The organism is Paracoccus thiocyanatus (assembly GCF_900156255.1).
In the GTDB taxonomy this organism is placed as follows: domain Bacteria; phylum Pseudomonadota; class Alphaproteobacteria; order Rhodobacterales; family Rhodobacteraceae; genus Paracoccus; species Paracoccus thiocyanatus.
Genome location: NZ_FTMK01000016.1, coordinates 17,517 through 40,210 on the forward strand (window position 1 = coordinate 17,517; position 22,694 = coordinate 40,210).

The following is a 22,694-nucleotide window of genomic DNA, read 5'->3' on the forward strand; positions in this document are numbered from 1 at the left end:
CGCTGCCCGGCTTGATCCTGACTTGCTCTCCCGAGGAATCCCCGATGAACATGATTTCCGCATCCGCGGCGGCATCCGCCACCGCGCCGCTTCCGCTCGACCATGGCGCCGAGACCGCAGCCTGCGTTTTCACCGCTGCCGGTCTGCTGCTGCCGCATCTGGAACGCGGTCAGCGTGTCGACGCCGCCACGCTGCGCGGCGCGATGGAAGCGGGTTTCGGCGCTTCCGACGCTACCGGCGCATGGACCTGGAAGATCGCCTATGATGCTTGCGAGGCGGCCACCGTCCTCTTCCTGCGCAAATACGGCAAAGCGCTTTTCCGCAAAACCGGGTCTCCGGCCACCATCCTGCCGCAACTCGGCAAGATCGCCGGGCTTCTGCCGACGCATACGCGCCGCTCGGAAGAAGCGCAGAGCTTCCAGCAGTTCTCCACCCCGATCCCGCTCGGTTTCGCGGCGGTCACGGCGGCGGCGATCACCCCCGCCGACCGGGTGCTGGAACCCTCGGCCGGCATCGGGCTCCTCGCCATCCTGGCCGAGATCGCCGGCGGCGCGCTTCTCGTCAATGAACTGGCCGAGGCGCGCGCCGGCCTCTTGTCTTCCCTCTTTCCGGCCCTTTCCGTTACCCGCTTCGATGCGGCCCAGATCGATGACCATCTCGATCCCTGCCTTGTTCCGACCGTTGTGCTGATGAACCCGCCGTTCTCGGTCATGGCCCATGTCGAGGGCCGCATGGCCGATGCTGCCTTCCGCCATGTCGCTTCGGCGCTGGCGCGTCTTGCGCCCGGCGGACGGCTCGTGACCATCACCGGGGCGAGCTTCGCCCCCGATAATCCGGCGTGGACCGCCTCCTGGACCCGGCTGCAGGAACGCGGTCGCGTCACCTTTTCCGCCGCCATCGACGGCTCGGTCTATGCCAAGCAAGGCACCACTGTCCCGACCCGGCTCACGGTCATCGACAAGCTGCCGGCCGAAGATGCGGCGGTGTTTCCGGCAGCGCCTGGTGTCGCGCCGGACGTGGCCACGCTGATCGCCTGGCTAGCCGACCTGCTTCCCACGCGGCTGCCGGTCGATCCCGGCCTGACGGTGCCGGTCGCACGACCCACCGCGCCCCGCACCGTGCGCGGCTACGTCAACCGCGCCGCGCGATCCGCGCCCGCCGCGCCCCTTGCGGAACCGGAGGCCGTGCCGGTCGCCTACGAGACCGTGGATTGGGAACCGGCCGAGGGCGGCGGCCTCTCCGACGCGATCTACGAGGAATACGGGCTTCAGACCATCCGCATCGACGGGGCGCAGGCGCATCCTACCCAGCTCGTGCAGTCGGCCTCGATGGCGAGCATCGCGCCGCCGAAGCCCAGCTATCGGCCGACGCTTCCCAACGACATTCTCGGCAAGCTGTCCGAGGCGCAGCTGGAGACCGTGATTTATGCGGGCGAGGCCCATGGGGGCTTCCTCGCCGGGGGCTGGACGATCGATGACACGCTCGACAATCTCGCCGCCGCGCCGGAGGATGCCGAGGGAGCAATCCGTTTCCGTCAGGGCTTCATGATCGGCGACGGCACCGGCGTCGGCAAGGGTCGGGAATCCGCCGCCATCATCCTCGACAACTGGATGCAGGGGCGGCGTAAGGCGATCTGGATCTCGAAATCCGACAAGCTGTTGGAGGACGCGCAACGTGACTGGTCGGCGCTCGGCATGGAGCGGCTGCTGGTCACGCCGCTGTCGCGAGTCCCGCAAGGCAAGCCCATCACGCTGAACGAAGGCATCCTGTTTCTAACCTATGCCACGCTGCGCTCCGACGACCGGGGGACAAGGGTTTCCAGGGTCAAACAGATCGTCGAATGGTTGGGCACAGACTTCGATGGGGTGGTGATTTTCGACGAGGCGCATGCCATGGCCAATGCAGCAGGAGGCAGGGGAGAACGCGGCGATGTCGCCGCCTCGCAGCAGGGCCGTGCCGGGCTGCGCATCCAGCATGCACTTCCCGATGCCCGAGTCGTCTATGTCTCGGCCACCGGCGCCACCACCGTCCACAATCTCGCCTATGCGCAGCGGCTCGGCCTCTGGGGCGGTGAGGATTTCCCGTTCTCGACCAGGGCCGAGTTCGTTGAGGCGATCGAGGCGGGCGGCGTCGCGGCGATGGAGGTTTTGGCCCGCGACCTGCGGGCGCTCGGCCTCTACACCGCCCGGTCCTTGTCCTTCAAAGGCGTCGAATACGAGTTGCTCGACCACGAGCTGACGCCCGAGCAGGTCCGTATCTACGACAGTTATGCCGATGCCTTCGCCATCATCCACAACAATCTGGATGCGGCGATGCAGGCCGCCAACATCACCGGCGGCGACGGCGGTTCCGGCACGTTGAACCGGCAGGCCAAATCCGCCGCCCGCTCGACCTTCGAGAGCGCGAAGCAGCGCTTCTTCGGGCACCTGCTGACGAGCATGAAAACCCCGACGCTGATCCGCTCGATCGCCAGCGATCTGGAAGCGGGCCATTCCTCCGTCATCCAGATTGTCTCGACCGGCGAAGCGCTGATGGAGCGGCGGCTGGCGGAGATCCCTACCGAAGAATGGGGCGATCTGAAAATGGACCTCTCGCCGCGCGAATATGTCCTAGATTACCTTGCCCATTCCTTCCCGGTCCAACTCTACGAGCCGTTCACCGACAGCGAGGGCAATCTGTCCTCGCGCCCGGTCTATCGGGACGGCCAGCCGGTCGAGAGCCGGGAGGCGGTAGCCCGGCGCGACGAGATGATCGCCAGTCTCGCCAGCCTGCCGCCGGTTCCCGGCGCGCTCGACCAGATCATCCAGTATTTCGGGACCGACACGGTGGCCGAGGTCACGGGTCGTTCGCGCCGTATCGTCCGCAAACGCAGCGTCTCCATCGACCGGCTCGTCGTGGAAAGCCGCGCCGGTTCGGCCAACCTGGCCGAGACGCAAGCCTTCATGGACGATCAGAAACGCGTGCTGGTCTTTTCCGATGCGGGCGGCACGGGCCGGTCGTATCACGCCGAACTGTCGGCGAAGAACACCCGGCTGCGTGTCCACTATCTCCTCGAAGCCGGGTGGAAGGCGGACGCCGCCATCCAGGGCCTCGGCCGCACGCATCGCACCAACCAGGCACAGCCGCCACTGTTCCGACCGATCTCGACCAATGTGAAGGCCGAGAAGCGCTTCCTCTCGACCATCGCCCGCCGTCTTGACACGCTGGGCGCGATTACGCGCGGCCAGCGCCAGACCGGTGGTCAGGGCCTGTTCCGCCCGGAAGATAACCTGGAATCGCATTACGCCCGTGACGCGCTGCGCCAGCTTTATCTCCTGCTGGTGCGCGGCAAGGTCGACGGCTGCTCACTGGAGCGGTTCGAGGCTGCCACCGGGTTGAAGCTGATGGATGCGAACGGCATCAAGGACGATTTGCCGGCCATCACCACCTTCCTCAACCGGCTGCTGGCGCTGACCATCGAGCTTCAGGGCATCCTCTTCACCGCCTTCGAACAACTTCTGACCGCCCGCATCGAGGGCGCCATCGCCTCCGGCACCTATGACGCCGGGCTGGAGACCCTGCGCGCCGAGAGCTTCGTAGTGACGGATCGGCAGGTGATCTACACGCACCCGCGCACCGGGGCCGAGACCAGCCTGCTGACCATCACCGAACGCAGGCGCAACCGCCCGGTGACGCTCGACGCCGCGCTGGCGGAACTCGACGATCCCCGCGCCAGGCTGCTGATCAACGAGCGCTCAGGCCGGGCAGCGGTGCAGATCCCCACCACCAGCGTGATGTTGGACGATGGCGAGATCGAGCGCCGCGTCCGGCTGATCCGGCCGATGGAAGCGCAGAACGTCCCGGTCAGGATGATGCGCGAGACCCATTGGGTCGAAGCCGACAGGGATGCCTTCGCATCGGCCTGGGAAGCCGAAGTCGCGGAGGTGCCGGAGTTCGCCGAGTCCACCTTGCACATGGTGACGGGCCTGCTGCTACCGATCTGGAAGCGGCTGCCGAACGACTCCACTCGCGTCTATCGGCTTCAGTCTGACGCCGGCGAGCGCATCATCGGCCGCAAGGTCTCGCCGGCCTGGGCCGCCAACGCCACCACGACCGGCATCGCGTCGATTACCCCCGACGACGCTTTCGCGGCGCTGCTGGAAAGTCGGACCATCCTCGATCTCGCTGAGGGCCTCCAGCTTCGCCGGGTCCGGGTCATGGGGGCAAACCGGATCGAGCTGTCGGGTTTCACCGACACCATGCGCCAGCGCCTCACGGCCTATGGGCTGTTCCACGAGATCATCTCCTGGAAGCTGCGCATGTTCGTGCCGGTCGATGCCAGCGGTCCGGCGATCCTCGGGAAGCTCTTCGACCGCTGGCCGGTCGAACGCATCGGCGAGCGGGACGCAGCCTGATGCTGTGCCACGACGCATCCGAACTGGCGATCCGCCTTGGCCGCGAGGCCGAGGCGGTTTGCCGCCACTATCTCTCGTCCGGCCAACGCACTGGGCGATACTGGCTGGTCGGCGACGTGCAGAACACCCCAGGACGCTCCATGTTCGTGCGACTGACCGGCCCGGAATCAGGCAAGGGCGCGGCGGGCAAGTGGAGTGACATGGCGACGGGAGAGCATGGCGACCTTCTCGACGTCATCCGCGAGGCGCTCGGCCTCGCCGATTTCAAGGACGTGGCTGAGGAAGCGCGCCGCTTCCTCGCCCTCCCGCATCCCGAACCAGCAAAGACGAGAGCGCCGACCGACAGCACATCCGGCGCGGCACCCGGTTCGCCTGAAGCGTCGCGGCGGCTCTTCGCCATGGCGCAGCCGATCCACGGCACCCTTGCTGCGATCTACCTCAACCGGCGAGCGATCACCACGCTCGAAGGCACCACCGCGCTGCGCTACCATCCCCGGTGCTATTACAGGCCCAACGAGCATGCGCCCACCGAGATCAGGCCGGCGATGGTCGCCGCCGTCACCGATCTCACCGGCCACCAGACCGGCGCGCATCGCACATGGCTCGCCCCGGACGGTTCCGGCAAGGCGCCTGTCGAGACACCGCGGCGGGCGATGGGCGACCTTCTTGGGCACGCCGTCCGCTTCGGCAATGCCGGTGTGGTGCTCGCGGCTGGCGAGGGCATCGAGACCGTGCTGTCGCCCCGTCAGGTTCTGCCCAAGATGCCGATGCTGGCGGCGCTTTCCGCCGCTCACCTCGCCGCCATCCTGTTCCCGCCGACCCTGCGCCGACTCTATGTCTTGCGCGATCGCGACCCGGCCGGGGAAGGCGCAAGAGACCGCCTGGTCGCCCGAGCAGCGAGCCTCGGAATTGAGGCGATGTCGCTCACGCCGCGCGAGGGCGATTTCAACGATGATCTGCGACGCCATGGCGCCGATGCTCTCGGGGCGGCCTTGAAGGATCAGCTTCATCCCGAAGACGTCCGCCGTTTCATGGAAGGGTGAGGGTGTGATCGGCCCCGGAGGCTCGGTCCGGCTCGGCCTCTGCCGGTTTCGTTCGCTTGCCATCGGCAGGTGCATCCATCGCCGGAGAGTCCCGCACCCACGGCCTGTCTCGAGAGGGCGATCGGCGCACAAACGGGCCGGGCTGGCAATGGCCGGGGGTGGACTATTTTCCGCCGGCGGGGAGCCACCCCACGCGACAGGTCGCGTGGGGACCCCGTCTCTGGCCCCGCCTTTGCATCGCGAAAGTCAAAATAGCCCACCCCGGCCATCGAGGCCCTCGCGGAGCGGGCGAGGGCTGCCAACCCGCCTCGCCCGTGCGCTTCGACGCCTGCGAAGGCCGCGATGGGCGCGGTCTCCAGACAAAGGACGCTCCCGATGACGATTGATCCCGAATATGCAGGGGCCGAGCCGGTCCACACCTCCTCCCAGACCGATCACGCCCTCTCTGAGCTCCAGCTCTACGGCTGGCGTCCCTTCCAGGATGAACCCGATCCAAGGCCGCTGCCCGAGGGCAATACCGTCGCTGCCGCCGTCACCGACATCTTCGACGCCCTTGTGGCGACGCTCAGTGACACCCGCCTTGAGCCCGATCTCGAAGAACTGCTCTGGGGGACCGCAAATCTCTTCCACCGGGCCACCGGCCGGGTGGAACGCGATCTCGACGACAACGAGCAGGCACAGCGCCGGATGCAGCGGGAACAGGACGGCAGCGAAGTGAAGTCCGTCGAACTCGAACGCCTCACGGCCGAGGGACAGACTCTGATCGAACGGCGCAGCAGCATGGAACTCTTCCGCGACCTCGCCGCCGAGGCTTTCGAGCACCATACCGGCAGCGCCTGGCGACCGCGCACCGGCTCGATGGTCAACCATCGCAACCTGACCGCCGCGATGATCGACAGCCGCGACTTCCTCGCCGCGAAGCGCCGGGCCGAGACCGAGGTGATGCTGCCCGCCGGTCCAAAGGTGGCGCTGACCGGCGGTGCGGATTTCAACGATCATCGCCTGATTTGGGCGAAGCTCGATCAGGTCCATGCCAAGCACCCCGACATGGTGCTGCTGCACGGTGGCTCGCCGAAGGGGGCGGAGTTGATCGCATCCCGCTGGGCGGACAACCGCAAGGTTCCACAGGTCGCCTTCCGGCCCGACTGGACCAAGCACGCCAAGGCCGCGCCGTTCAAGCGCAACGATACCATGCTGGACGTGCTGCCGGTCGGCGTCCTCGTCTTCCCCGGCACCGGGATTCAGGAGAATCTCGCCGACAAGGCCCGCAAGCTCGGCATTCCGGTCATGAAGTTCGATGGCGGGGCGTAAGCCCCGCCGTTCGGCGGCTTTCAGCCGCCAAACCTTGACAGAAAGTGCCGCCGCGCCTTTGATGAAACATCCTTGCAGAACCGGCGAAGCAGCATAGTCGCAGGCGGAGCGCATCTCCCGGCAGCCTGTCGTGATCCCCAACCGTTCTCTGGAGGTTTCCATGACGCTGATCCTGCTTGCCATCTCGCTCACCATCGCGGCCTGCGTGATCGCTTGGAATCTCGCGATCTATGCCTTGCCCGTCATGGCGGCCATCACGGCCGCGCAATATGCTTGGGGCGCGGGAGCCGGTGTCGTGATGTCGGGCTTTGCTGCCATCGGCGCTGCCTTGTTCTCGATCGCCCTTGTGATCGTGGTTCTCGGCTTCGCGAAAAATCCGGCGCTGCGGCTCATTGCGCTTGCTCTCTTCGCCGTGCCTGCCGTCATTGCCGGCTATGCCCTTGTCTATGGCATCACCAAGAACGCCATCGACTCGGGCCTGGTCCTCAATCTGCTCGGCGGCATGGGCGGTCTCGTCATCGGCATCTCGGCCATCGTCAATCTGAATGCCCTCGGCGAGTCGGTGTTCTCGCGCTGAAACTCCCGCCGCGATCCGCCACCTCCGAGTAAACCCGGCAGCTTGCGCTATCGGGCCTCGGTCGTTCCACCCAAGACGGAAAGTGAGTTCATCGCGGGCATGTCGCCGTCGCTCCCGGCCCGCTTCGCCCGGCTCTGGAAACGGTTCATCGGTGCGAACCCGCAGTTCTTTGCGGTCGATACCCCGCTGCATCGGTCCACCTCGCTTCGTAGGGCCTCCGAGAACACCTTCCTTGCCCCTTCACGATGCAGTAGGACCGAGCCTTTGGCCGATGAAGCAGGACGGTGCCACACTGGACCTGGGAACCCGATAGCCTGTTCGATCACATCGCGGATGACAGGGCCTTCCGGCGGCGGACGCGAGGGCGGCCGACGATGACGGGTGACGGCTGCCATGCCGGGTGGTCTTGGTTCAAATGGGGCTGACAGGTCACGGTTGCAAGCAAGGACGATGGTTCTGCTGTGCGTCCCCGATCCGCTCACGAAAGCACCATCCCTCCGCCTGACTGATCCCCTAAGTCCGTTCGGCTTCCACCAGCAACCCCCGCGGCTCCCAGCCGTGTTGCCGCGCAAGCGCGGCTGCCCGCCCCACCTGGGGCCTTGGGGGCAAGCTGCAGCAAGGGCGGCAGTTGCAGGAGTCTTCCGACGGCCTTGGCCGGGTCTCGTCGGAGGGACGGTCCCTCCGAGGAGCAACGGAGACCTACAATGCAGAACATCGTCATCCTCGCCGGCAACATCGGCCAGGCCCCCGAAACCCGCACCACCCAGGGCGGCACCGGCATCACCCACTTCACCCTGGCCACCTCGCGCCCCCGCTATTCGGAAGGCCGCGTCCTGCGCGACGAGAATGGCTATCGGGTCCAGGACACCGAATGGCACCGCATCACCTGCTTCAACGGCCTCGGCAAAACGGTCCAGCAGCATTGCGACAAGGGCATGAAGGTTCTGGTTCGCGGCCGTATCCACTACACGAAATGGACCGACGCCGCCGGGGTCGATCGTTACGGCTGCGAGATCATCGCCGAGACGGTCGATTTCCTGAGCCGCGCGAAGCAGACCGAGAACGACGACGGCAAGTTCATCGACGACGATGACATTCCGTTCTGATCGGGAACCCGAGGCCCGGCGGCGCAAGCCGCCGGGTTTCTCCCCTGCTTCACCGGATCGCGCCCGCCGATTCTGGCAAGGTCCAGCGACCGAATCAGACGGGCATGGACGGGAGAGTCGCCTAGCTATCCTTGATAATTGCACCTGAATTTCGGCTGGCATCCGAAGCAAGAACGACTATTATAGATGGGGTATTCGGGTTCCGCAGAAGCCCATGCCGTCAATCTCGTGAAGGCGCCAATAACTTCAATTATGCGCGCTTCGGGGAAGGCAATATCTCCACAGCAGAATGGCTAATCCCAGATTTGCAACAGCCACTGCTGCTATCGCCGTTAATGTCCCGTCGCTTCCCCAAACCGAAAGCAAGACCGCCCCGATCGTAGGGGCCATGGCCTGCGCGATCAGCGAAGGCCGCGCCAGCCTTCCCATCACCGGCGCGTAGCGATCCGCCCCGAACAGGGCCAGCGGCAGCGCGCCCCTGGCAATCGAGAAGATGCCGTTTCCGGCCGCATAGAGGAAGATGGCGGCCCCGACGAGCGGCAGCCCGAGGGCCAGCATGACCAGACCCACGGCAGACAGGCCCGCTGCTGCGGCCAGCGTCCAGATCGGGTGATGCCGCCCGCCGCTCGCCATTTCGACCAGCCGTGCCGTCACTTGGGCTGGGCCGATCAAGGCTCCCAGGGCGACAGCTTCGGCCAGGGACAGGCCACGGCCTTGCAGCATGGTCAGCAGATGGACGGAAACGATGGTGACGGTGAGACCGGCAAGCACCATGATCGCCATCATGGTCAGGAAGGCCCGCCGCTCCGGGCCGGAATGCGGGATCGCGCCACGCCGATCTTCGGGGGTGGGAGCTGCGCGGCCGTTGCCCGGCAGGACGAACAGGATCAGCGGCAGGCATATCCCGAGCTGGATTGCCGCATAGGCGACGCAGGACCAGCGCCAGCCCAGATGCTCGATGAACAGCGCCGACAGCGGCCAGCAGACCGTGCTGGCGAAGCCGCCCCAGAGGGTCAGCGTGGTGATCGCGGATCGGGCCTCGCGCCCGTAGATGCGCAGGTCCTGCTGGCAAGAGTAAAGCGGTGGTCAGCACTGAAGGCCTGGGCCATGCAGGTGGCCCGGCGGCGCGGCCGCAAGAAGGCTGTCGTTGCGCTTGCGCGGAAGATCGCGGTGATCCTGCATCGCATGTGGATTGATGGAACAGAATTCGACTGGGGTGAACGGCGGCAGCCTGCCTCCCCATGACACGAGTTCGGCCAGGGGATTCCTGACCGAAGCACCTCCCCGCGAGGGGACGGGGGACGGCGAGTGCGCAAATACGACTTGACCGCTGCAGACTACCGCTGCGATGTCGCATTATAGATTGTTCCGTCGGCTCCTCTGATCCCATCCTGTGGCGGCCATGTGCCGACCTCGAAGAGAAGCGTGATCCTCGCGGGAGTGCTCTTCAGTCTTGGTCATCTGGTTTGACAAGTTCGACGTGACTGACCTCGAGCGCCTGCGCGATCTCGTAGAGCGTGATGACAGTCGGGTTGCGTCGCCCGCGTTCCAGGCTGCTGAGATACTGCTGACTGAGGCCAGAGCGCACTTCCAGTTCCTCCTGCGTCAGGCCTCTCTCCCGACGCAGGCGGGCAAGATTCCGGCCGACCAGTTTGCGCATGTCCATGCGCGGGAAGATCGCGATTTACATACTTTAAGTTTATCAACTATAATATGTATCAACGCTGCGGCGCCGAGTTCGCGGTCGCGCATGTGACGCGATCCGAATAGAGAAGTCGTAGTTCTGGAGTGCGTGCATATCCCGGTGGGAGGTGATCATGTATGATCACCGCTCGCCAATCACGGGCTGCGCGTGCGTTACTGGGATGGACACAGGAGACGCTCGCCGACAAGGCCCAGGTCGCATTGACCGCACTCAAACGTCTCGAATCCCAAAACGGGCTCGAGGTGTTCGAGTCCACCCGCGATCAGGTGCGCCGCGCTCTCGAAGCGGCGGGGATCGTTTTCCTGTCGACGGACAAGGGCGAGGGCGTGTTGTTGCAGCACGATGGGACCAACACCGCCAAACGGTGAAATAGCGGCCCGCGTGATGTCAGGTTCTCGTCAAAAGGAATGGCTATCTTCCGCCGAAGATGGTTAACAAATACGTTACCCGAACGTGAGCGAATGATGGCCCGCGCGACACAGACATATCTCGACAAACCGCCGTCCAGCCAGACGCTGACATCTTATGATCGCGAGCACATGAAACTCTACATGCGCCTGCTCGATGCCGAGCGTGATGGCGCCGATTGGCGCGAAGCCGTGCAGGTTCTTTTTGGCCTCGATCCCGAACACGACCCCGAGCATTGCCGAGCCGTCCATGAAGCTCATCTCGCCCGCGCGCACTGGATGACCGAACAGGGCTACCGGGAGCTGGTCCGCGAAAGCCAACGCAAGACCTGACCCGTGATGCGTGCCGCGCATCACCTGTTGACCAGCGCCTGACTTCCGAAACGCAACCCGTGCGGGAATCCTGAGCCTTCCCTATTCGTTTGAGTGGATTCGGGAGGCCGCGATGACCCCTGACGCATCGACCTGGCGTTCTTCGGCGCAATACGACCATCTGGATGAACTGACCGCATCCGATCTGGCCTGGGAATGGCTGCGCCGCAACGATGATTATGACGCAGATTTTGAAGCCTCGATTGCCGACCATGGAGACCCCCAGCCGCTGACCGAACGGATCCGGCAGCGCTGGGGGTTGCGATTTCCCCGTCGATCCGCTGATCCCGCCGCCCGATGCGCCAGTTTTCTGGCTTCCGGCCGAGGACACAAGTGTCGTGGTGCTGACCGAGGCCCCTTCGGGTCTCGGCGACAGCATTGATGACGCTCCGCCGACCTGGCGCCTCGACTTCTCGGTCAAGAACCCCGGTATGGAGTTCCGATTCCCGCTCGGCAACGGGCAGCATCTGCAGGTTCTCGACGGCGCCCTCAAGGGCGATGCGATCGCGGTCGCCGTCGTCCCTCTCAGTCTCGCCGGTTTCGACCGGATCGAAGCCGTTCAACGCTTCCTTTCCGCCCTGCATGGACGCGCGATTCCCCCGGATACGCGCCTGACACGCCAGCAAAGGGAGCGACTCCGACGGATGCTGCGGGCTTTCGATGGCCATCGGGCCGGCACCACGCAGCAGGAGATCGCGCGTGTCCTCCTGAACACCGGCCGTCTCGACCGGGACGAATGGCAGGCATCCTCCGCCCGTCATGCCATCAAGGCACTCCTGCGTGACGCCCGTTCCATGGTCGCCGGCGGTTATCGGAAACTCCTTCGTCATCGCCGCCCACGATAGCGCGGGTTTGCGCCGGCAACAGCCACTTCGTTGCGCCCGTCGCGGGCGCGTGGCTCTTCGGTGCCACGCTGCTATACAAGATCAACTCCAGCACCAATGCGCGTATGCGCGGGCGGCTGGTGCTGAACGGATCGACCGAAATCCGAGATCAAAGGGCGAGATTTCAGGGGCGCACGCCTCCGAGGCGACGGCGCTCTGGCTGCAGACCATGGCGCCGCTCGCGCAGGGCGACACCGTCGAGTTGCAGGGCACCTTTCGCGCGGCGGATGGGTATTTCGCGGCCGATCACACGTCGTTCTGGGGCTGCAAGGTCGGTTGAGCGGCGGAAGGGAGAAGTGATGACACCACCCGTTCCGATCAGGGCTTTGTCCGCATGCCGGACGCCGAGTTCGAGGCGATCCTGACGCGCACGGCGGAAGAAGGCGCAAAACGCGCACTGGCGGATATCGGCCTCGACGGCGAAGAGGCCGCGCCGCCGGATTAAGCGGCGATGGCCGACAATGCCCCGCAGTCAGACGGAGGGGCGGCTGCCTGGCAGGGGTGCCCTCGCGGGTGCCGGCCGATGCTCCGGGGCCGCTTGCTCGAAGTCGCAGAGGATCGGGCAGTCGGGCCGGTGGTCGCCCGCGCAGGCGTCCGCCAGCGTCGTGAGCGTGGTGACCATGTCCTCCATCTCGGCGATCCGATGCCGCAGCTCCTCGATGTGCTGAAGAGCGACGCGCTTGACATCGCCGCTCTGCCGGCTGCCGTCACGCCAGAGGTTCAGGAGCTTCTGGATCTCGGGCACCGAGAAGCCCAGATCGCGCGCGCGACGGATGAAGCGCAGCATGTGGACGTCGGTGTCCGAATAGTCGCGATAGCCCGATTGGGTCCGGTTGGCGGGAGGGATGAGGCCGGTCTGTTCGTAGTAGCGGATCATCTTGGCGGAGACTCCCGAGGCGTGGGCTGCTTGTCCGATGTTCATGGGTGGCTCCTTTGGTTGGTGGTGAAGATGAGCGGAACGGCCGCTGGCGGAAAGATGACGTCGTGCGTGACGTGCGTGATATTGGTCATGACGGTCTTCCAGGCTAGGGGAATGACCGGGACGCACTCTGGCGCCCCGGTCGGCGCGGGTGGCGATCACTCGGCAGGTGCAAGCCGGCCGGACATGGCGGGGCTGGCGGTCGCTGGGGCCGTCGGATCGGTCCCCATCGGCGGCGTGAAGCGGCGCAGGCGGAGCGCGTTGCCGAGCACGAAGACCGAGGACAGCGCCATCGCCCCGGCGGCGAAGACCGGCGACAGCAGAACCCCGTAGGCCGGGTAGAGCACGCCCGCCGCGACCGGGATCAGCGCGGTGTTGTAGGCGAAGGCCCAGAACAGGTTCTGCCGGATATTGCCGATCGTCGCGCGCGACAACGCGATGGCGTTGGGCACGCCCTTGAGGCTGCCCGACATCAGCACCACGTCGGCGGCCTCGATCGCCACATCCGTTCCGGTGCCGATGGCAAGGCCCACATCCGCCTCGGCCAGCGCCGGGGCGTCGTTGATGCCGTCACCGACATAGGCCAGCGTCCCATGACTGGTCTTGAGACGGCGCACGGCCTCGACCTTGCCTTCGGGCAGCACCTCGGCCACGACCTCGTCGATGCCTAGCCGCCGGGCGATGGCTTCGGCCGTGCGGCGGTTGTCGCCGGTGATCATCGCAACCTTCAGGCCGAGGTCGTGCAACGCCGCGATCGCGGCCGGCGTCGTCTCCTTGATCGGGTCGGCCACGGCGATGATCGCCGCCAGCTTGCCGTCGATCGCGGCGTAGAGGGGCGACTTGCCCTCGTTGCCGAGACGCTCGGCGATCTTGGCGAAACCGGCCACGTCATGGCCAAGCTCGGCCATGTAGCGGTCTGCGCCGATCTCGACGGGCTTGCCGCCGGCCACGGCCCTGACGCCGAACCCTGTCACCGACTCGAAGTTCGAGACGGCGGGCAGCGTAAGGCCTTCCCCGGCGGCCGCGTCCACGATCGCACGGGCGATCGGGTGCTCCGACTTCTCCTCGACCGCGGCGACGAGGCTCAGGACCTCGGCCCGCTCGAACCCGGCGGCCAGTTCCAGATCGGTCAGCGCGGGGGCGCCTTCCGTCAGCGTGCCGGTCTTGTCCACCGCCACGACCCTGGCATCCTTCAGCAGCTGGAGCGCTTCGCCCTTGCGGAACAGCACGCCCATCTCGGCGCCGCGCCCGGTGCCCACCATGATCGAGGTCGGCGTGGCGAGGCCCATCGCACAGGGGCAGGCGATGATCAGGACCGCGACGGCGTTCACCAGCGCGAAGGTCAGCGCCGGGTCGGGACCGAAGAAGAACCAGATGCCGAAGGTCAGCGCCGCCACCGCCATGACGGCCGGGACGAACCACATGGTGACGCGGTCCACCAGCGCCTGGATTGGCAGTTTCGTGCCCTGCGCCTCCTCGACCAGGCGGATGATCTGCGCCAGCACCGTGTCCCCGCCGACCGCACTGGCGCGAAAGGCGAAGGCGCCTTTCTGGTTCACGGTGCCGCCGGTCACGGCAGCGCCCGCCTGCTTCTGGACGGGGATGGGCTCGCCGGTGATCATCGATTCATCCACCCAGCTCTCGCCCTCGACCACCTCGCCGTCCACGGGGACGCGCTCGCCCGGACGGACCTCGACGAGATCGCCGGGAGCCACGTTGGCCACCGCGATGTCCTCGACGCGGCCGCCCCGGCGCACGCGCGCGGTCTTGGGCTGCAGGCCAACAAGGCGGGTGATCGCCTCGGAGGTGCGGCCCTTGGCGCGCGCCTCGAGATAGCGGCCGAGCAGGATCAGCGTCACGATAACGGCTGCCGCCTCGTAATAGACGTTGACGGTGCCCGCCGGCAGCAGGCCGGGGGCGAAGGTGGCGACAAGTGAATAACCGAAAGCCGCCAGCGTGCCGACCGCGACAAGGCTGTTCATGTCAGGCGCGCCACGGAACAGGGCGGGAAGGCCCTTCTGGTAGAAGCGGATGCCGGGGATGGCGAGGACCAGCAGCGTCAGCGCGAACTGGATATACCAACTGGCCTGCATGCCGATGGTGCCCGCGACGAGGTCATGGACGGCGGGAATGAGGTGGCTGCCCATCTCGAGGACGAAGACCGGCAGGGTCAGCGCCGCCGCCAGGATCAGGTCGCGCCGCAGCGTCTCGCGCTCGGCCTCCTTGCGGGCGTTGGCCTGCGCCTCATCGGCCCCGCCGCCGTCGATCAGCCGCGCCTCGTAGCCGGTTTCGGTGATGGCCCGCAGCAACGCGCCGGCATCGGCCGGGCCCGTGACGGTCGCGCGCTCGGTGGCGAGGTTGACGGTCGCCGAAGCAACGCCGGGCACCGCCTGCAGCGCCCTTTCGACCCGGCCCACGCAAGAGGCGCAGGTCATCCCCTCGATGGCGATCTCGACCGCACCCTGGGGCTTGGGCACGTCATAGCCCGCGCTTTCCACCGCACCCACCAGCGCGGCACGCTCGACCGGCGCGCTGAGACGGATGTCGGCGCGCTCGGTGGCCAGGTTGACATTTGCCGAGGCGACGCCGGGCACGGCCCGCAGCGCCTTCTCGACCCGGCCCACGCATGAGGCACAGGTCATGCCCTCGATGGACAGGCTGATCGGGGGCAGATTGATGCTGCCGGCTCCGGGCTCGCGATCTCGCGCTGGGGCGGTCATGAAGGGGGTCTCCTTGAAGCTATTCCATCATCCGCCAAGGGAGATAAGGGTTCCCATCGCTGGAAGGTCAAGACCTGTCAGGATCGATTCTTTCCTCTTGACCTTCCAACGATGGGAAACCCTATCTCACCTTGCATGAGACGAACCACAGGAGGCACTCATGCAGTTCCACATTGAAAATATGACCTGCGGCGGCTGCGCGTGCGGCGTGACCAGGGCGATTCACACGGTTGATCCCGCAGCGAACGTCGAGGCCGATCCCCCGAAGCGCAAGGTCGTCGTCACCTCCGGGCAGCCCCGCGCCGCCTTCGAGGCCGCGCTGGCCGAGGCGGGCTTTCCCGTCGCGCCGGTGGGGACGGTCGCCTGATGAACAAGCTGTCCGTTCTGTTCATGGCGACCGCGCTTGCCGCCGCGGGCGGACTGGCCGTTGCGCAATCGCAGATCGTGGATGAAGGCGTTACGATCACGGATCGTTCGGACATGGGTCATGGCGCGCATGGTGCGGCTGCCTCCGACAGCCCGGCAGTTCAGGCCTACATGGCCGCAAACGACCGCATGCATGCCGGGATGGCCGTCGAGTTCAGTGGCGACGCCGACGTGGATTTCATGCGCAGCATGATCCCGCACCATCAGGGCGCCATCGACATGGCGCGCGTCGTGTTGGGACACGGCGAGGACCCGCAGATCCGTGCCCTCGCCGAAGACGTGATCGCGGCGCAGGAGGGCGAGATCGCCATGATGCGCGAGTGGCTGGCCGCCCGCGGTCAGTAACAGGCTCGCGCCCCCCAAGGGATAGCGAGGGCCCGCCAATGAGACGGCGGGCCCTATTGTTCTGACCGACCGCGGCTCGGTGCCTGGCCGGTAGCTGGCGCCGGAGCGAACTCCGGCGCCGATCGCTCAGCGCGCCGGGCCGCCGTAGACGATGCCGTTCGGGCGATCGCCAACCGGCACTGTCTTGACCACTTCCTGGCTCCCCACGTCGATGATCGACACGGTATCGTCGGCGATGTTGGTCACGAACACATAGACCCCGTCCGCCGATGCCGATACTCCATGGGCGCCGCGGCCGGTGGTGATGGTCTTCACCACCTGACCGATTGCGGTGTCGATCACGGATACGGTGTCGTTCGGCTCGGCCTCGGTGCCCTGATTGGCGACATAGACGAATTTCCCATCCTGCGTCGCGATGAGCTGGATCGGGTTCGGCCCGACGTCGATCCTGTTCGTCACCTCGCGGGTTGAAGTGTCGATCACGGCGACGCGGTTCTCGTCGCGCAGCGAGACATAGACCTGATCGCCCGAGGGCGTGAACCCGACCTGAACCGGCGCGGTCCCGATCGGAATGCGCGCGACCTCGGACAGCGCCTGGGTGTCGATGACGGACACGGACCCGTCCTCGACATTGGCCACGTAAAGCTGGGTCTCATCCGGGCTGAGCCGTAGGCCGTGCGGATAGTCCCCCGTCGCGATACGCCCGATGACTTCGGCCCGTGCGAGATCGACGACCGCGATCTCGTCTCCGCCGGCCAAGGAGACATAGGCGCGCCCCTGCCGGTCAGCGACCACATGGGCCGGGTGCGAGCCTACCGCGACGGTCGCCTTGGGCGCCGAGATGTTCTGCGGATCGAGAATGACCAACAGACCCTCGGCCGCACCGTCCCCGCCGTGCCCATGCCCGTCCGACCCGTGATCCCCTTCGACGGCAGGATCGCCAACGGCCAACAGCAGCTTGCCGTCAGGCGTCAGGTCGACGTTGTGGGGCGCGATCGGGATCAAAACCGTGTCGACCGCTCCGGTGGCGAGATTGATGGCGCTGATGGAATTGCCGCCTTCATTGGCGGACCAGACAGTCCCGCCGGTCTGACCAAAGGGCGCAGGTGCCTCGCCGGCCTTCGCCTCCAGCCATGCCTGCATTTCGGCGATCTCGCCTTCCTGCACCGCGATGATCTGCTCCGCCCACTCCCTTGTCTTCGGGTCGTCGCCATACTGCAGGACGATCCGGGCCATATCGATCGCGCCCTGATGATGCGGGATCATGCCCCGGACGAAGGCGACATCCGGATCGTCGGCCATGACGCCGTCCATCATCGGTCCGTGCATTTCATTCATCGATTCGACGTAGGCCCGGGTGAAATCCGGAAGGCTTTCGTTAACCGGGGCCGCCCCGGCGTTCGGCGCGCCCATCATCCCCTGCATCATCCCACCCTGCATCATCTGGCGCATCGCGCCCATGCATTCCGGGGTCATGGCCTGGCACTGCTCGGGCATCATCCCTTGCATGCCGGGCATCTGGCCTGAAGGCGGCGTTGGCGCGGGCGCCTGCTCCGCCTGTGCGGGCGGGGTTCCCGGGTGATGGGTGTCATGTCCGGCCTGCGCGAGAGCAGCGCCTGGCAGGCCTGCCAGCAGGCTGACAGTAAGGGCGATTACGATTGCTGTTCGGTTCATTGGATTTCATCCTCTGGTTCCGGAGCACCGGCCCGGATTTGCGGGCGCGGCTCTCCATCCTGTTCGTTTGTCTTTCGGGTTTGCGCGGAGCGGCCGGAGACGTCTCTCGTCCTCGCGGCGATCCCTGCGCATCACGCAGCGATGAGACGTGGCGGCTTCAGGATGCCTTCGGGTGATCGGTCGTGCGGATCAGTGCGCACAACCGTGAAAACCTCACCGTTCACGGACGGGCCGAACGTCGGCGGCGCGACGAGAACCGCGGCGGCCAGACAGATCTGGCAGCAGTCCGCCGGACCCTGGCCACTGTCCTCGTTCAGGCAGCCTGCCGATTGATCTGCGCCATGCTCGTCCGGCAGGTGAGGCTGGGCGCAGTGGCTTGCCGTGGCGGCGACCTGCTGCTGGTGGATGGCGTGTCCGGCGGGGCCGGCATGTACCGGGACCTGCAGAACCAGGGCGCCGATGGCAAGCAGCAGGATGCAAACCGCAAACTGGCGCAATCGACCGCATCTCACCCGGAAGGCAGCTCGCACCCGCCCGGTCATGCGCCACTTTCCTTCCCGGCGGCACGCCGGGCCAGTGCGATGTCGCGTTCACGTCTCCCGCCACCCGACGCCGCGAGACCGCCCCGCTGACGGAGGCAAGCCGCCTCGGCCAGGTGCTGTTTCGGATCATTCGCAAGTCGGGCGATCATGTCGGCAGCCCCGTGTCAGATTTCCCGTGGACCGAGAAAGCGCCCGAAGCTCCGGACGGTCGGGCCGAACAGGAACGCTTCATAGGGCTCGGGATCGACGCCCGGAAAATCCATGCCGGGCGAGCCGGCCGGCATGCCGGGAACGGCCAGCCCCGTCGCGTCAGGCCGCTCGGCCAGAAGGCGGCGGATGGCTGCGGCAGGCACATGGCCCTCGACCACGTAGCCGCCCACCTCGGCGGTGTGGCAGGAGGCCAGTTCGGCCGGGACGCCGAGCCGCTGCTTGAGGCTGTCCATATCGGAGGATTCTACCACCTTCACCGGGAAGCCTGCGGCCTCGATATGCGCGACCCAGCCATCGCAGCAGCCGCAGGATGGATCCTTGCTGACGCTCACCAGCGGCAGCGCTTCGGCATGTCCCCGCCTTGGCATGGACATCAGCAGGGGCAGCGCGCCGGCAGCGGCCAGAACGGTGCGCCGGCTGATGGGGTGATCGTTTCTCATCGTCAAACCTCGTTTCATGGATTCATTATCTCGCCGTCACGGTCCGGGCGCGACGCACGAAGGGGTGAGCAGGTGCTTGCATGCTGCGGCATGGTGCCGGCAGAGGCGCGCCAGCGGGCATCACAGCTTCACCCTCCGCAGCCGAGCGGCATTGGTGATCACGCTGACCGAGGACAGCGCCATGGCGGCCGCCGCGATGATCGGCGACAGCAGGATGCCGAAGAACGGATACAGCACCCCGGCCGCGACCGGCACGCCCAGAGCGTTGTAGATGAAGGCGAAGAACAGGTTCTGGCGGATATTGCCCATGACCGCTTCCGACAGCTTGCGGGCGCGGACGATGCCGGTCAGATCGCCCTTGAGCAATGTGACGCCCGCGCTTTCCATCGCCACATCGGTGCCGGTGCCCATGGCGATGCCAACGTCCGCAGCGGCCAGCGCCGGGGCGTCGTTGACGCCGTCGCCGGCCATCGCCACCACCTCGCCCGCCGCCTTGTGCCGCTGCACGACCGCGCTCTTCTGGTCGGGCAGCACCTCCGCCTCGACCTCGTCGATGCCGAGCTGGCGCGCGACGGCCTTCGCCGTGGTCCAGTTGTCGCCGGTGAGCATCACCACGCGGATGCCCTGCTCCTTGAGCGCGGCGAGCGCCTCGGGCGTCGATGGCTTGACCGGATCGGCGATGGCAAAGATGGCCGCAACCTGCCCGTCCACCCCCATGAAGATCGCGGTTGCGCCGTCCTCGCCCAGCCGGTCGGCCTCATCGGCCAGCGGCGCGACATCGACGCCCTGCTCGGCGAGGAACTTGGCATTGCCAAGGGGAATGCGCTTGCCCTCGACCACTCCGAGCGCGCCCTTGCCGGTGGGTGAGTCGAAATCCGCGACCGGTGCGAGTTCAAGGCCGCGCTCCTCGGCCGCCCGCACGATGGCCAGCGCCAACGGATGCTCGCTGGCGCGTTCGACACTGGCGGCAAGGCGCAAGGCTTCTTCCTCGGTAAAGCCAGCAGCCGGAACGATGGCGGTGACGGCGGGCCGGCCCTCGGTCAGGGTGCCGGTCTTGTCGACGATGATGGTGTCGACCTTCTCCATATGCTCCAGCGCCTCGGCGTTCTTGATCAGCACGCCCGCCTGCGCGCCGCGCCCGACGCCGACCATGATCGACATCGGCGTCGCCAGCCCCAGCGCACAGGGGCAGGCGATGATCAGAACCGAGACCGCCGCGATGAGACCGAACGAGAAGCGCGGCTCGGGACCCCAGATCGACCAGGCGATGAAGGCGAGCACCGCGACCACGATCACCGCCGGGACGAACCAGCCGGAGACCTGATCGGCCAGCCGCTGGATCGGCGCGCGGCTCCGCTGCGCCTCGGCGACAAGCTGGACGATCTGCGACAGCATGGTGTCGCGGCCGACCTTCTTCGCCTCGATCACCAGCGCGCCGGACTGGTTCATGGTGCCGCCGATGGCGGTGGCGCCGACCTCCTTGGTCACCGGCATCGACTCGCCGGTCACCATCGATTCATCGACGGCGCTGCGACCCTCGAGCACCTCGCCATCGACCGGAACCTTCTCGCCGGGCCGCACCCGCAGGCGGTCGCCGACATGAACGGTGTCGAGCTGAACCTCCTCCTCGGTGCCGTCGTCGCGGATGATCCGGGCGGTCTTGGGGGCAAGGTCGAGCAGCGCGCGGATCGCGCCGCTGGTGCTCTCTCTCGCGCGCAACTCCAGCACCTGCCCGAGCAGCACGAGCACGGTAATGACCGCCGCCGCCTCGAAATAGACCGCGACCGAGCCGTCGGGCTGGCGGAACTGGTCAGGAAAAATGCCCGGCGCCAGCGTCGCCACGACGCTGTAGATCCAGGCCGTGCCGGTGCCCATGGCGATCAGGGTGAACATGTTGAGGCTGCGGTTGACCAGCGACTGCCAGCCGCGCTGGAAGAATGGCCAGCCCGCCCAGAGAACGACTGGCGTGGCGAGGAGCAGTTGCAGCCAGTTCGAGGCCTGCTGACCGATGGCGTGGGTCAGCCCGAAAAGATGCCCGCCCATCTCGAGGACGAACACCGGGATCGTCAGAGCAAGGCCGATCCAGAACCGGCGCGTCATGTCGATCAGTTCTACATTCGGCTCTGCCTCTAGGCTGACCAGAACCGGCTCCAGCCCCATGCCGCAGATCGGGCATGATCCGGGCCCGACCTGCCGGATCTCCGGGTGCATCGGGCAGGTGTAGATCGTCCCTTCGGGAACCGGCTCTGCCTTGGCCGCCGCGGCGGCCGGATCGAGATAGCGTTCCGGCTCGGCCAAGAACTTCGCCCGGCACCCGGCCGAGCAGAAGTAATATGGCCGACCGGCATGCTCGGCCTTGTGCTGGGTCGTGTGGGGATCGACCATCATTCCGCAGACCGGGTCCTTGACCTTGTGCGTGTCGTCCTGCGCGGCGGCTGCGTGGTCATGCGCGTGATCATGCACATGTCCGTGGGCCGAATGGGCGTGAGTCTGGTTCTGGTGATCGTGTTCCGTCTTGCTGGTCATGTTCACGCCTCCTCGGCGTTTCCTGAGCTTGCGTTTCGTCTGTTCTGCGCCTTCCAATCGCTGGAAGGTCAAGAGGTGATTGGATTCCGGAGTTCCTGCCGTCAGTGACTACCGTGGACCTTTCCGACGCTGGCCCGTCCTGACCCGGCATGTGACCGCGTGATGTCGATGTCGGCCGCGGTCTCCTCACCATCGAGACAGTATTCCTCGATCTGCAACGTCGAGAAGTAGATGTTGAACTGCTGGCGCAGAAGATTGTTCGCCTGCCGCAGCACCCGCTCGCCGTCCTGCCAGTTCCGAACGCAGATATGGCTCGAGAAGACATTGCGCCCGGATGTCAGGCTCCAGGCATGGACGTGATGCACGTCCGTCACCCCCTCCAATTGCCGGATGGCCTCGATGGCGGCTTCCAGGTCGAGGTCTTCCGGCGTGCCTTGCAGCAGGATGTGCAATGCCTCGCGCAGAATGCCCCAGGAGGCCCAGAGCAGCACCAGTCCGAAGGCCATGCCAAGCAGAGGATCGATGGCCATAAAGCCCGTGAACCGGATCACCAGCGCAGAGATGATGATCAGGAAGCTGCCGACGAAGGTCTGCAGGATGTGCCAGTAGGCGCCGCGCATGTTCAGGTTGCCCTTCTGGCGCTCGTACAGCAGCCAGAGCGCGACAAGCTCGGTGGCGATCCCGCCCGCAGCGGCAAACAGCATCGGCGTCGTGGCCAGCTCGATCGGCTCCATGAGGCGCATCGCGCCCATCCACAGCACCAAAAGCGCCATCGCGACGAGAAACAGGCCGTTGAAAAGGGCGCCGAGGATCTCGGCCCGGACATAACCGAAGGTGCGCGCCGGGCTGGATTTCCGCTCGGTCAAGCGTAGCGCGACCAGCGCGATGAGCACGCCGCCCACGGCCGAGAAGGTGTGAAAGGCATCGGAGATGACGGCGACCGAGCCCGTCCAGATGCCGATTCCCAGCTCGATGACAAAGTAAAGGCCGGTGAGCCAGCCCGAGATGACAAGCGCCTTGCGATCGCCGCCCACGGGCATGTGACCGGCATGGCCGCCGTGAGACATCGACATGAGTCCGCCTCCTTGTTGCT

The 22,694-nt window shown here is 66.3% G+C and carries 21 protein-coding genes and 1 pseudogene; 13 read left to right on the top strand and 9 right to left on the bottom strand.

Annotated elements, in window-relative coordinates; all coding sequences use genetic code 11:
* The first annotated feature begins 44 nt into the window (after positions 1-44).
* The 5 genes from F3H32_RS12105 (at position 45) to F3H32_RS12125 (ending at position 8,431) form a co-directional block, all read left to right on the top strand.
* Positions 45-4,394 carry a strawberry notch family protein gene (locus F3H32_RS12105; RefSeq protein WP_149766086.1) on the top strand — a complete coding sequence of 1,450 codons (4,350 nt, stop codon included), beginning with the start codon at positions 45-47 and terminating at the stop codon, positions 4,392-4,394.
* Complete coding sequence (locus tag F3H32_RS12110) at positions 4,394-5,437, top strand: DUF7146 domain-containing protein (protein ID WP_149766087.1); 1,044 nt, start codon at positions 4,394-4,396, stop codon at positions 5,435-5,437. Before F3H32_RS12105 ends, F3H32_RS12110 begins: the two co-directional genes overlap by 1 nt.
* 375 nt (positions 5,438-5,812) lie before the next feature.
* Complete coding sequence (locus F3H32_RS12115; RefSeq protein WP_088233769.1) at positions 5,813-6,748, top strand: DUF2493 domain-containing protein; 936 nt, start codon at positions 5,813-5,815, stop codon at positions 6,746-6,748.
* A gap of 160 nt (positions 6,749-6,908) precedes the next feature.
* Positions 6,909-7,325, top strand: coding sequence for a hypothetical protein (locus F3H32_RS12120; protein ID WP_088233770.1), 417 nt, complete (start codon positions 6,909-6,911; stop codon positions 7,323-7,325).
* Positions 7,326-8,029: 704 nt separating this feature from the next.
* Positions 8,030-8,431: a single-stranded DNA-binding protein gene (locus tag F3H32_RS12125; protein WP_058099094.1), complete on the top strand. Its 402-nt coding sequence runs from the start codon at positions 8,030-8,032 to the stop codon at positions 8,429-8,431.
* A gap of 246 nt (positions 8,432-8,677) precedes the next feature.
* On the opposite strand, the gene F3H32_RS12130 is transcribed toward F3H32_RS12125, so the two are convergent.
* On the bottom strand, positions 8,678-9,217 hold the full coding sequence (locus F3H32_RS12130; RefSeq protein ID WP_223191436.1) for an MFS transporter: 540 nt from the start codon (positions 9,215-9,217) through the stop codon (positions 8,678-8,680).
* A gap of 267 nt (positions 9,218-9,484) precedes the next feature.
* Here F3H32_RS12130 and F3H32_RS12135 point away from each other — a divergent pair.
* Positions 9,485-9,676, top strand: a pseudogene (locus F3H32_RS12135) (IS110 family transposase); the annotation flags it as partial.
* Between the two features lie 202 nt (positions 9,677-9,878).
* On the opposite strand, the gene F3H32_RS12140 reads toward F3H32_RS12135, so the two are convergent.
* On the bottom strand, positions 9,879-10,097 hold the full coding sequence (locus tag F3H32_RS12140; protein ID WP_149766089.1) for a helix-turn-helix domain-containing protein: 219 nt from the start codon (positions 10,095-10,097) through the stop codon (positions 9,879-9,881).
* Positions 10,098-10,252: 155 nt separating this feature from the next.
* On the opposite strand from F3H32_RS12140, the gene F3H32_RS12145 reads away from it, so the two are divergent.
* The 5 genes from F3H32_RS12145 to F3H32_RS17915 all read left to right on the top strand — a co-directional run bounded on the left by F3H32_RS12145 (position 10,253) and on the right by F3H32_RS17915 (position 12,244).
* The gene (locus F3H32_RS12145) at positions 10,253-10,504 is read left to right on the top strand and encodes a helix-turn-helix domain-containing protein (protein ID WP_149766090.1); all 252 of its coding nucleotides are present in this window, start codon (positions 10,253-10,255) and stop codon (positions 10,502-10,504) included.
* Positions 10,505-10,600: 96 nt separating this feature from the next.
* Positions 10,601-10,876, top strand: a complete 276-nt coding sequence (locus F3H32_RS12150) for a DNA -binding domain-containing protein (RefSeq protein WP_449406400.1) — start codon at positions 10,601-10,603, stop codon at positions 10,874-10,876.
* 112 nt (positions 10,877-10,988) lie between these two features.
* Positions 10,989-11,297, top strand: a complete 309-nt coding sequence (locus F3H32_RS12155; protein ID WP_149766091.1) for a transcriptional regulator domain-containing protein — start codon at positions 10,989-10,991, stop codon at positions 11,295-11,297.
* Positions 11,254-11,760, top strand: coding sequence for a DUF2285 domain-containing protein (locus F3H32_RS12160; RefSeq protein WP_223191437.1), 507 nt, complete (start codon positions 11,254-11,256; stop codon positions 11,758-11,760). Before F3H32_RS12155 ends, F3H32_RS12160 begins: the two co-directional genes overlap by 44 nt.
* A 373-nt stretch (positions 11,761-12,133) precedes the next feature.
* Positions 12,134-12,244, top strand: coding sequence for a DUF6127 family protein (locus F3H32_RS17915; RefSeq protein WP_223191438.1), 111 nt, complete (start codon positions 12,134-12,136; stop codon positions 12,242-12,244).
* 27 nt (positions 12,245-12,271) lie between these two features.
* Here F3H32_RS17915 and cueR read toward each other — a convergent pair whose 3' ends face one another.
* A complete protein-coding gene (gene cueR, locus F3H32_RS12170; RefSeq protein ID WP_058099091.1) occupies positions 12,272-12,721 on the bottom strand; it encodes a Cu(I)-responsive transcriptional regulator in 450 nt (149 codons plus the stop codon).
* Positions 12,722-12,876: 155 nt separating this feature from the next.
* Positions 12,877-15,438 carry a heavy metal translocating P-type ATPase gene (locus F3H32_RS12175; protein ID WP_149766092.1) on the bottom strand — a complete coding sequence of 854 codons (2,562 nt, stop codon included), beginning with the start codon at positions 15,436-15,438 and terminating at the stop codon, positions 12,877-12,879.
* 160 nt (positions 15,439-15,598) lie between these two features.
* Here F3H32_RS12175 and F3H32_RS12180 point away from each other — a divergent pair, with 160 nt between their 5' ends.
* Both F3H32_RS12180 and copM (F3H32_RS12185) read left to right on the top strand, forming a co-directional pair.
* Complete coding sequence (locus F3H32_RS12180; RefSeq protein ID WP_058099090.1) at positions 15,599-15,805, top strand: heavy-metal-associated domain-containing protein; 207 nt, start codon at positions 15,599-15,601, stop codon at positions 15,803-15,805.
* On the top strand, positions 15,805-16,209 hold the full coding sequence (gene copM, locus F3H32_RS12185) for a CopM family metallochaperone (RefSeq protein ID WP_058099089.1): 405 nt from the start codon (positions 15,805-15,807) through the stop codon (positions 16,207-16,209). Before F3H32_RS12180 ends, copM (F3H32_RS12185) begins: the two co-directional genes overlap by 1 nt.
* A 126-nt stretch (positions 16,210-16,335) precedes the next feature.
* Here copM (F3H32_RS12185) and copM (F3H32_RS12190) read toward each other — a convergent pair whose 3' ends face one another.
* The 5 genes from copM (F3H32_RS12190) to F3H32_RS12210 all read right to left on the bottom strand — a co-directional run bounded on the left by copM (F3H32_RS12190) (position 16,336) and on the right by F3H32_RS12210 (position 22,674).
* On the bottom strand, positions 16,336-17,883 hold the full coding sequence (gene copM / locus F3H32_RS12190; RefSeq protein WP_149766093.1) for a CopM family metallochaperone: 1,548 nt from the start codon (positions 17,881-17,883) through the stop codon (positions 16,336-16,338).
* A 131-nt stretch (positions 17,884-18,014) separates the two neighbouring features.
* On the bottom strand, positions 18,015-18,425 hold the full coding sequence (locus tag F3H32_RS12195; protein ID WP_058099087.1) for a hypothetical protein: 411 nt from the start codon (positions 18,423-18,425) through the stop codon (positions 18,015-18,017).
* Between the two features lie 164 nt (positions 18,426-18,589).
* Positions 18,590-19,075 carry a DUF411 domain-containing protein gene (locus F3H32_RS12200; RefSeq protein WP_058099086.1) on the bottom strand — a complete coding sequence of 162 codons (486 nt, stop codon included), beginning with the start codon at positions 19,073-19,075 and terminating at the stop codon, positions 18,590-18,592.
* A gap of 120 nt (positions 19,076-19,195) precedes the next feature.
* The gene (locus F3H32_RS12205) at positions 19,196-21,601 is read right to left on the bottom strand and encodes a heavy metal translocating P-type ATPase (RefSeq protein WP_149766094.1); all 2,406 of its coding nucleotides are present in this window, start codon (positions 21,599-21,601) and stop codon (positions 19,196-19,198) included.
* A gap of 101 nt (positions 21,602-21,702) precedes the next feature.
* Positions 21,703-22,674 carry a cation diffusion facilitator family transporter gene (locus F3H32_RS12210; protein WP_088233772.1) on the bottom strand — a complete coding sequence of 324 codons (972 nt, stop codon included), beginning with the start codon at positions 22,672-22,674 and terminating at the stop codon, positions 21,703-21,705.
* Positions 22,675-22,694: the final 20 nt, after the last annotated feature.